Origin of the sequence: Mesorhizobium sp. M7A.F.Ca.CA.004.12.1.1 (assembly GCF_003997835.1) — a bacterium.
Taxonomy (GTDB): Bacteria; Pseudomonadota; Alphaproteobacteria; order Rhizobiales; family Rhizobiaceae; genus Mesorhizobium.
Genome location: NZ_RZRK01000988.1, coordinates 1 through 1,994, shown reverse-complemented (window position 1 = coordinate 1,994; position 1,994 = coordinate 1). Strand labels below are relative to the sequence as shown.

The 1,994-nt window shown below is 67.1% G+C and carries 3 protein-coding genes; all 3 read left to right on the top strand.

From position 1 onward, the window contains the following. The first annotated feature begins 26 nt into the window (after positions 1-26). Complete coding sequence (locus tag EN984_RS32650; RefSeq protein ID WP_245480165.1) at positions 27-806, top strand: ABC transporter permease; 780 nt, start codon at positions 27-29, stop codon at positions 804-806. Beyond that, entirely contained in the window at positions 803-1,816 is a 1,014-nt protein-coding gene (locus EN984_RS32645) for an ABC transporter ATP-binding protein (RefSeq protein ID WP_236383551.1), read from the top strand. Before EN984_RS32650 ends, EN984_RS32645 begins: the two co-directional genes overlap by 4 nt. Continuing rightward, the coding region (locus EN984_RS32640; protein WP_127384264.1) for an ATP-binding cassette domain-containing protein at positions 1,813-1,994 on the top strand (182 nt) is incomplete at its 3' end. The genes EN984_RS32645 and EN984_RS32640, both read left to right, overlap by 4 nt.

The window sequence follows — 1,994 nt, the reverse complement described above, 5'->3', positions numbered from 1 at the left end:
GCGATGGCCTGCGGGTCGCCGGCGCCATGCTCCTGGCGGCGCTGATCGCTATGGCGCTGTCGGCGCCGCTGCTGTTCCCCGGCGACCCGCAGGCCATCGCCGGCCCGGCGCTGCTGCCGCCGTTCCAGGACTGGTCGCTGCCGCTCGGCACCGACCGGCTTGGCCGCGACGTGCTGGCCGAGCTTTTTCATGGCGCCCGCACATCGCTGGCTGTCGGGCTCGCGGCCGCGGCCGCCGCACTTGTCGTCGGCGCCGTGGTCGGCACGTTGGCCGGCTTTGCCGGCGGCCTCGTCGACGAGGTGCTGATGCGCATCACCGACGCCTTCCAGACCGTGCCGAGCTTCCTGCTGGCACTGGCCTTCGTCAGCGTCGTCGGACCGTCGCTCGGCGTCGTCGTGATTGCCATCGCGCTCGGCACCTGGACCGGACCAGCCCGGGTCGCCCGCGCGGAAGTCCTCTCCATTCGCGAACGCGATTATGTCGCCGGGGCCAGGGTCATCGGCATGCACCCGCTGGCGATCGCCTTTCGCGAGGTGCTGCCCAATGCCCTGCCGCCGGTGCTGGCGATGTCGTCGGTGATCGTCGCCGCCGCGATCCTCACCGAAGCGGCGTTGTCGTTCCTCGGCCTGGGCGACCCCAACCGGGTCACCTGGGGCGGAATGATCGCCGAAGGCCGCGCTGTCCTGCGTACCGCGCCCTTCCTGTCGATTGTCCCGGGCATAGCGCTGGTGCTGACCGTGCTCGGCGTCTATCTCGCCGGCGAAGGCATTGTCGAGACGACAGCGGTCAGGAGAGACCTGTCGTGACCACGCTCGCTTCGATCCGCGACCTGACGGTGACCTACCGGCGTGACGGCAATGAGGTGGCAGCGCTGAGGAGTGTAGGCCTCGATATTGCCAATGGCGAACGCCTCGCCATCATCGGCGAAAGCGGTTCAGGCAAAAGCACGCTGGCACTGGCGATTGCCGGGCTGTTGCCTGCGTCCGCCAAGGTTGATGGGCGGATCGATTGGTTCTTACATCCGCCGTTGGGCGCCAAGGCGCCCCCCTCTGTCCTGCCGGACATCTCCCCCTCAAGGGGGGAGATTGGCAGTTCCCCCGCAGGCCCTCTTTCTGCATCTCTGGCGATGGGCGAAAGTGGAGACAAGGGCGTAATCTCCCCTCTTGAGGGGGAGATGTCCGGCAGGACAGAGGGGGGCCTCGTAAGGCGCAAAGTCCGAAAGTCTTCCCTCAAACAGAGCTACATCCCCCGCCTCGGCCGCGACATCGGCTTCGTCTTCCAGGACCCCTCCGCCAGCCTCGATCCTGTCATGACCATCGGCAAGCAAATCGCCGAAGTAGCGCGCACGCATCTCGGCCTCACCTGGTCCCAGTCCTATGCCAAGGCCAAAAGCCTGCTGGAGCGCGTCCGCCTGCCGGACCCGGACTCAGCCTTGCGCGCCTTCCCGCATCAGCTTTCCGGCGGCCAGAAGCAGCGTGTGGCGATCGCCGCAGCCATTGCGGCCGGTCCGAAATTGCTGATCGCCGACGAAGCGACCAGCGCGCTCGATACCATCGTACAGGCCGAGATCGTCGCCTTGATCCGACGCCTGGTGACCGAGGACGGCATGACGCTGCTGTTCATCAGCCATGACATCGCGCTGGCGGCCGATCTTGCCGACCGCATCGCCGTTTTCCGTCATGGCCAGTTGGTCGAGCTTGGCATGACGGCGCAGATTGTCGGCGCCCCGGCCCAGCCCTATACGCGTGCATTGCTCGACGCCCATATAGGCCTCGACACCAGGCCGTTGCTGGACCGAGCCGGGCTCCACGCATGAGCCTGCTGGCGGTGTCCAACCTGACCAAGCGCTACCGTCGCGGCGACAAGACTATCGCTGCCGTCGACGATGTCTCCTTTCACATCGACCCCGGTGAGACGCTGGCGTTGGCGGGACCTTCCGGCAGCGGCAAGTCGACGATCGCGCGGTTGGTGCTGCGATTGATCGAGCCGGACGC

Coding starts and splice junctions, on each gene's coding strand:
- EN984_RS32650 (WP_245480165.1), top strand. CDS start 27: ATGCTCCTGGCGGCGCTGATCGCTATGGCGCTGTCGGCGCCGCTGCTG.